Genomic DNA, 7,486 nt, shown 5'->3' on the forward strand with positions numbered 1-7,486 from the left:
TACAAATAGTTGATATTGTTATACTTTACAATTTCATTATCCCGAACTCAGGTTATTTAATGGCAAGCTTGATTCATTACTTTTAGGTACTTTCCAAAAACCTGAAACCACCTGTTTATCTAATGCTTCTAACAAATCTTTTTCAGGAATAGGTTTAGAGTAATAATAACCTTGAATAACATCACAATCATTTTCAGTTAAGCTGCGCAATTGCGCCTGTGTTTCTACACCTTCAGCTACCACCATCAAACCTAAGTTTTTGACCATAGCGATAGTTGAAGTGATAATTTGAAAATCAGATTGATTTTCCAACATACCAAAAATAAAACTCTTATCAATTTTAATCACATCAACAGGCATTTTCTTTAAATAAGCCAACGATGAGTAACCCGTACCAAAATCGTCTATAGCAAAACTGAAACCTATAAGTTTTAAAGACTCCATCATAGCAATAGTATGATCCATATCTTTAACTAAGGTTTGCTCTGTTAGCTCTAATTCAAAGTCTCTTGCTTTTAATGAAAACTCCACTAACAACTCATTTAAAAAATGCGGGAGGTTAGGATCCATAAATTGCCCCGCAGATAAGTTAATCGCAATTCTAGCCTCGGCTAAACCATAGTTTTTCAAAGAGGTAGCTAATTCAAAGCATCGACGAATAATCCAATAACCTAATTCGATCATGTGCTGTGAGTTTTCTAATATTGGAATAAAGTCTTCTGGTGATATCATACCTCTTTCAGGGTGTTGCCAGCGTAACAGCGCCTCAAAACCATATATTTTTTTGGTTTTCGCACAAATTTGAGGCTGTAAACTTAAACTGAACTGTTGCTTAGCTAAAGCTTGTCTCACCTCTCCTTCAAGCATTACCCGATGAGCAACACGCTGAAACATGTCAGGATGGTACACATGGTACTGGCCGCCACCATTGTCTTTTGCTTCATACATTGCAATATCGGCATGACTAATTAAGTCTTCTGCTTTTTCGATTGTAGATTCGGTATAGGCAATACCAATACTGGTAGATACATAAAACATGTTTGAGCCCAACTTAATCGACTCTTTAAACTGTAATAGCACTTTATCTGCTACGGCAATAGCTTCATCAATATGTTTAAGGTGACTAAGAATAATAACAAATTCATCCCCTCCAAAACGACTTGCTAAATCAGTTTCACCAACACTAACACGCACACGCTCAGCAGCTTGTATTAGTAATTTATCGCCAATGTTATGACCATTACTATCATTAACCTTTTTAAAATCATCTAAATCGAGGAATAATACAGCCACCCCACTTTCATAACGGGCAATATTGGCTAATGATTTACGCAATTGATAATTCAACATATTACGATTTGGCAAACCTGTTAATAAATCATACATAGCAATATTTTCTAATTCTTTCGTTTTTTGCTCTACTACCAAGTTAAGTTGTTCTAACTCAAAGCTTAGCTCTTGCGTTGAATTTGCTAAAATATCTAACTCATCGGCAAACATGCGTGGACGCTTAAGATCAACTTGACGAAACTCATTAAACTTCTTTTTAGCCAATAGCGGCAGTGCGTTTGATAACAATAATAAACGCTTAGTAAAAGGGCTTGAAATAAAATAAACAAAAGCGGCTAACATTATAAAAATCAGACTCAAGGTTAATATAAATTGCCTTTGATATGCGTCATTTTTTTCTGTATAAGCGGTAACATCATCAATTAACACCAAGAAAAAATCTTGCTTACTTTGCTCTGACAAAGTTAATAAATTAATCAAGTAACTATGCTTAGTTAAGTCCAGTTTTAAACCTTCTTTAATTATCTGATCTAATAGAGAATAAAGTGAACCCGTTGCAAGTATAGATTGAGTTAACTCCATGTTAGAGGTAGATATTATTTCAGCCGTAGTTCCTTCGATTACAGCCCCATCTTCAATATCCATGCGAATAACGGCAACGTCTCTGTTTAATGTCGTTTTTAAAGCAAATAGCATATCAAGCAACGAAGCACTCATGGTTACCACAACCATATCACCTTGCTTATTTAGTAATGGCAGACTTAATAATATTTGACAGTTTTTGGGGCAGTAAATACGGTATTCAGGTTCTTGTAAGCGAAACACCTGTGCAATATTTTCTTGTACTAACGGAGGGAAATTATTAGTCGCAAAAAGTATATTAGCCTTGCTATCAACCAACCATATATCTTCGACATTGAGGTGTAATTGCAATGCATCATATTGCTTTTCAAGTTGTAACGCTAAGGACGAAAAATCATCTTGTTGTGATAATTGAATAAGATCAGTGAACGACTCTAGCCAAACGGTTAATTTATTGCGTAATATATTATTATGCAGATTTACCTGCACTTGTCCTTGGGTAATATTATTTTTTTGAAATTCTTGATAATCTGCTTGTAAACGTAGATAAGATATTGAAGAAAACCCAACCGCAAGTAGCAGCAAAGTTGTGATTATCAGTATCAACAGTTTGGTTGGTACACCTACAAATCTTTTAGTCATGTCCACCTACTTTAAAACCAATACATAAACTGTATGGCTGATATAGTCCATTTTTCAGAGTTATTTATCAACGGATTTGGTACCACTACAGGTGTTAATCTACCTCCGCCTTCAACCCAGTGATACTCTACTCTAACTTCCATATTACTGCTAAATTCGTAAGCGAGACCTAAAGTAACGTCATTATTAAAAGCAAAGTAATAAGGTATACCTGTTGTCGCTTGTAAAATTTTACCGTCTTTATCATCTTTATCTAAGTAAAAGTTTTCATATCGGGCTAACAAAGTTAAGTTAGGAGTTAGCTTATAACGAGTTTGTCCATAGTAACCTTGTCCAGTACTGTCTTTATGGAAGCCTGGCGCATAAAAACCATCAGTGACAAAACGTTGTTGATACACCTCCCCACTAAATTCCCAGTATTCTCCCTCGTACATGGCATTAACAGTATAAAACTGAAAGTTAAAATCTGCGTTATAGAAAAAATCAAATGTTTCATTCTCTTTATAATGAAAGTCAGAGTTTAATATCGACAAACCAAAGCGCCATTGTGAAAAAGTGGGCTGCCAATACACGCTACCATGAAGTTCATAATCTTGAATGGTTTTACCTAACGCACCATGACCTAACAAAATTTCTGTTTGTTTTTCTGAAATAGGTGATTTGCCATAACTTAAAGAAAAGTCAAAATTACCTAGTTCATCATTATTGTGACTAACTTTAATATAAGCCCCATCACTACCAACAGCAATATCACGAAAGCCATCAAAATAAACCGATTGCGGCAAAATAATACTAGGTCGAGCAAAAGGCACTACTCGTGAACTAGAATATAGCCAATGATTATTCTTAAATCGCCCTAAATATATATTTGCTTGCCATAGTTCATCGGTATAAGCAGACCAATCAAGTAATGCATAATCAATACGTAGCCCTTTTGCATAACGATTACCACCATTTAAGTAAACTACTTGAGCCGCCAAGCGTACTTTATCGGTTAATTGATAAGAAGTATTAAGACCAATTTCGGTGAGGTCGGTGGAAGGTTCTCCGTCATAATTTACAAAGTCACTACCATCAACATCTATCAAACCTACAGCAATAAAACCGTGTAGTTGAAAATCTTGAGATGATGTTGGTATATAACTCTCGTCGGCATATACGGCAAAAACAGAAAACATGCTCAAAAGGCTAATACAAAGCTGTTGAGCAATTTTTGCTTTTATAGGTGTAATAGCACCAAAGCAGCTAAGCTCTGCAAATGTTGTTGTATTAGTCTTCAATATTGATAACATTTACCACTCCTTTACTACTTCCTTGCTGATCATCTTTCATATCTAGCGTTTCATCACTTTTACTTGACTGTATATTAATTAATGATTTGTCATAAATATAACCAATAGCGCCTGGTGTATTAATAACGGCTTGAATAAGTTCTTGTTCTGTCTCGACAATAGTAGGAGCAACTCCTAAGCCTGAATAAGTTAATTTATTCCAAATGCGATTGAGTTGGTAAGGAAATATCTGTAAACGTTCTTTTGCAAAATGATGATGGAGTTCATGTTGACTAGGTAAAACAAAAACGGTGATGACACTCTCATCACTCCAATGCAACTGACGCATCGTATAAATCCGTCGTAATTGTGCTTGACTTAAATGTGTATCAGAAACTTGTAGGTTGGCAATAATCTCAACAGCATTTACTTGCGTCGGCGCGAGGCACGCAACGATAAGCAGCAAAGTGAGAAAATAAGTTTTAATAATGAATCCCTTCAAGAACCGATAAAATTGAACAAATGTGTGGAAAACGCTATAAAATCAATAATCTAATCTAGGCTCCATCAATAATAATAGCTTAAAAGATGCATAAATCAAATATTTACCTGTGGATGATTTTGCTAAAACAAGAGGTATGACCAGGAAGTTGCTGCTAAATTCTTCGAAAACAAGGCTATTATCGCCAATAACAAAAAAAACGCTGAAAATCAGCTTTTTTTGTTCACACTCTCCTTAATTTATGTAATTATTAGCGCCAATTAATTTTTAATGGCGATTTAGCAGAAGATGAACGCAAAGTTTACAGTTTTAGTGTTAAATGGACCAAATTTAAATATGCTCGGTAAGCGTGAGCCTACTATCTATGGCCATCAAAGCTTATCGGACATTATAGCCGAGTTAAATGGTCAAGCTAAACAGAAAAGTATTGAGTTAATTCACTTACAGTCAAATGCTGAACATGAGCTCATTGATACCATTCATAAAGGCTATCAAAAAGTAGACTTTATAATTATCAACCCTGGTGCTTTTACTCATACCAGTGTGGCGATAAGAGATGCGTTACTTTCTGTTTCAATTCCTTTTATCGAAGTACATTTATCTAATGTACATGCGCGTGAAACATTTAGAAAACATTCTTATTTGTCTGATGTTGCTATTGGTGTTATTTGTGGACTAGGTGCTCAAGGTTATAGTTTTGCTCTAGATGCTGCTCACACATACTTAACTAAAGCACAGGCTAATAATAAAAATTAAGCTGCAATTACAAAACGTAACAGTTAATGACCTATCATTAACCTATATTTATAAACATGATTTAAAAGTCAGTTAGAAATATTATTTAAAACATTACTTAAGACATTATTTAAAAACATAGTTTTATCAACACATATTAAGGTATTCAAATGGATATTCGTAAAATCAAAAAACTTATCGAACTTGTAGAAGAGTCTGGTATTAATGAATTAGAAATCTCTGAAGGTGAAGAGTCAGTACGTATAAGCCGTGGTGCTGTAGCTATGCAAGCAGCTCCAGTAATGCACGCAGCTCCTGCAGCCGCACCAGTTGCAGTAGCACCTGCTCCTGTAGCAGCTGAAGCCGCAGCGCCAGTAATTACTGGTCATGTTGTTCGCTCTCCTATGGTTGGTACTTACTATGCTTCAGCTTCTCCTGATGCTCCTGCATTTGCTGAAGTAGGTAAACACGTTAACGCTGGCGATACATTATGTATTGTTGAAGCAATGAAAATGATGAACCAAATTGAAGCTGATAAATCAGGTGTAATCAAAGAAATTTTAGCGAAAAATGAAGATGCTATTGAATTTGATCAACCGCTATTCATCATTGAATAAGCCCATATCTATTTATACAGACATAAGGGTTATTCCATGTTAAAAAAAGTTGTTATTGCTAACCGCGGCGAAATTGCCTTAAGAATATTACGAGCTTGTAAAGAGCTTGGTATTAAAACAGTAGCCGTTCATTCAACTGCAGATAAAAACCTTAAACACGTTTTATTAGCAGATGAAACTATTTGTATTGGTAAAGCACCAGCGCCAGATAGCTACCTTAATATTCCATCAATCATTACAGCTGCAGAAGTGACTAATGCTGATGCTATTCATCCGGGTTACGGATTTTTAGCAGAAAATGCTGATTTTGCTGAGCAAGTTGAAAACTCTGGTTTTGCTTTTATCGGTCCTAAAGCAGAAAGCATCCGTATTATGGGTGATAAAGTTGCAGCGATCAAAGCGATGAAAGTTGCCGGTGTACCTTGTGTTCCTGGCTCTGATGGCCCATTAGATGATAATGAAGCGACAAATAAAGCCCATGCTAAACGTATCGGCTACCCTGTTATTGTTAAAGCTGCTGGTGGCGGTGGCGGTCGCGGTATGCGTGTTGTTCGCAAAGAAGAAGATTTAATCGACTCTATTGCGTTAACCAAAAAAGAAGCGGGTACAATTTTCAAAAATGACATGGTTTACATGGAAAAATTCCTAGAAAACCCTCGTCATGTTGAAATTCAAATTATTGCTGATGGCCAAGGCAGTGCTGTTCACTTAGGTGAGCGCGATTGTTCAATGCAACGTCGTCATCAAAAAGTTGTTGAAGAAGCTCCTGCGCCAGGTATTACTCCTGAGCTACGTGCACAAATTGGTGCACGTTGTTGTAATGCATGTATTGAAATCAACTACCGCGGTGCAGGTACTTTTGAATTCTTATACGAAAACGGTGAATTCTATTTCATTGAAATGAATACCCGTATTCAAGTTGAACATCCTGTAACTGAAATGATCACCGGTGTTGATTTGATCAAAGAACAACTTCGTGTTGCTTCAGGTCAAAAATTATCGTTTACTCAAGATGATATCAATATTGCAGGCCACTCAATTGAATGTCGTATTAATGCTGAAGATCCTCGTACTTTTATTCCTTCTCCGGGTAAAATTACACGCTTCCACCCACCAGGTGGTTTAGGTGTTCGTTGGGATTCTCATATTTACGCTGATTACTCAGTACCACCACACTATGACTCTATGATTGGTAAACTAATCACTTGGGGTGAAAGTCGTGATGTAGCAATTGCACGTATGCGTAATGCATTATCTGAATTGGTAATTGATGGCATCAAAACTAACATTACTTTGCATCAAGATATCCTAAATGATCAAGGCTTTGTTAACGGCGGCGCTAACATTCATTACTTAGAGCATAAATTAGCTGAGCTTGGTTAACTACTAAAGTTAGTCAACCTATGTTTAAAAGCTCTGCAATGCAGAGCTTTTTTGTTTTATACGTTTGATGAATATAAAATTATGTTAAATAACAAACCTACACCACCTGCTGATAATGAATGTTGTGACAGTGCTTGTGATCCTTGCGTATGGGATAATTATTATAGAAAATTAAAAATCTGGCGTATGGAACAAGTAATAATTAAAGAGCAGCAACAGCTAAAATCAACCACAGATAAAAATCCCACTAAAATATAAAATATTAGTATTTAACCTGAATTCGATAAGCAAAATGCTACAACAGCGCTAATTATGCGTATTTCTGCGTTGTGAAAACTCCCAATAACCAGTTATTGGCTTCGTTTTCTCGCCTTGAACTACGAATAATTAAAATTATTGCAGAGGTGTAATACCAAATTGATTAAGTTCTTTCCCACTCAGCGAGAATTAAAAGGTTTAAAAGC

7 protein-coding genes are annotated in these 7,486 nt (G+C 35.8%); 4 read left to right on the forward strand and 3 right to left on the reverse strand.

Annotated features, from left to right (window positions below):
• Positions 1–36 precede the first annotated feature (36 nt).
• Genes CWS31_RS16840 through CWS31_RS16850 form a run of 3 tightly spaced genes read right to left on the reverse strand, consistent with a single transcriptional unit; the run spans position 37 to position 4,134 of the window.
• Positions 37–2,514: a putative bifunctional diguanylate cyclase/phosphodiesterase gene (locus CWS31_RS16840; protein WP_101342795.1), complete on the reverse strand. Its 2,478-nt coding sequence runs from the start codon at positions 2,512–2,514 to the stop codon at positions 37–39.
• 11 nt (positions 2,515–2,525) lie between these two features.
• The gene (locus CWS31_RS16845; protein ID WP_101342794.1) at positions 2,526–3,806 is read right to left on the reverse strand and encodes a TonB-dependent receptor; all 1,281 of its coding nucleotides are present in this window, start codon (positions 3,804–3,806) and stop codon (positions 2,526–2,528) included.
• The gene (locus tag CWS31_RS16850; protein WP_211355857.1) at positions 3,784–4,134 is read right to left on the reverse strand and encodes a hypothetical protein; all 351 of its coding nucleotides are present in this window, start codon (positions 4,132–4,134) and stop codon (positions 3,784–3,786) included. Before CWS31_RS16850 ends, CWS31_RS16845 begins: the two co-directional genes overlap by 23 nt.
• Positions 4,135–4,575: 441 nt before the next feature.
• Between CWS31_RS16850 and aroQ the strand changes: the two genes are divergently transcribed.
• From aroQ to CWS31_RS16870, 4 genes are all read left to right on the forward strand, one after another.
• Positions 4,576–5,043 (forward strand): type II 3-dehydroquinate dehydratase, encoded by a 468-nt coding sequence (aroQ, locus tag CWS31_RS16855; RefSeq protein WP_101342793.1) that lies wholly within the window; start codon positions 4,576–4,578, stop codon positions 5,041–5,043.
• 149 nt (positions 5,044–5,192) lie between these two features.
• A complete protein-coding gene (gene accB, locus CWS31_RS16860; protein ID WP_101342792.1) occupies positions 5,193–5,639 on the forward strand; it encodes an acetyl-CoA carboxylase biotin carboxyl carrier protein in 447 nt (148 codons plus the stop codon).
• Positions 5,640–5,675: 36 nt separating this feature from the next.
• Positions 5,676–7,022 (forward strand): acetyl-CoA carboxylase biotin carboxylase subunit, encoded by a 1,347-nt coding sequence (gene accC / locus CWS31_RS16865; RefSeq protein WP_101342791.1) that lies wholly within the window; start codon positions 5,676–5,678, stop codon positions 7,020–7,022.
• Positions 7,023–7,103: 81 nt separating this feature from the next.
• On the forward strand, positions 7,104–7,280 hold the full coding sequence (locus tag CWS31_RS16870) for an oxidoreductase-like domain-containing protein (protein ID WP_101342975.1): 177 nt from the start codon (positions 7,104–7,106) through the stop codon (positions 7,278–7,280).
• Positions 7,281–7,486 lie beyond the last annotated feature (206 nt).

The sequence above is a fragment of the Colwellia echini genome, from assembly GCF_002843355.2.
In the GTDB taxonomy this organism is placed as follows: Bacteria; Pseudomonadota; Gammaproteobacteria; order Enterobacterales; family Alteromonadaceae; genus Colwellia; species Colwellia echini.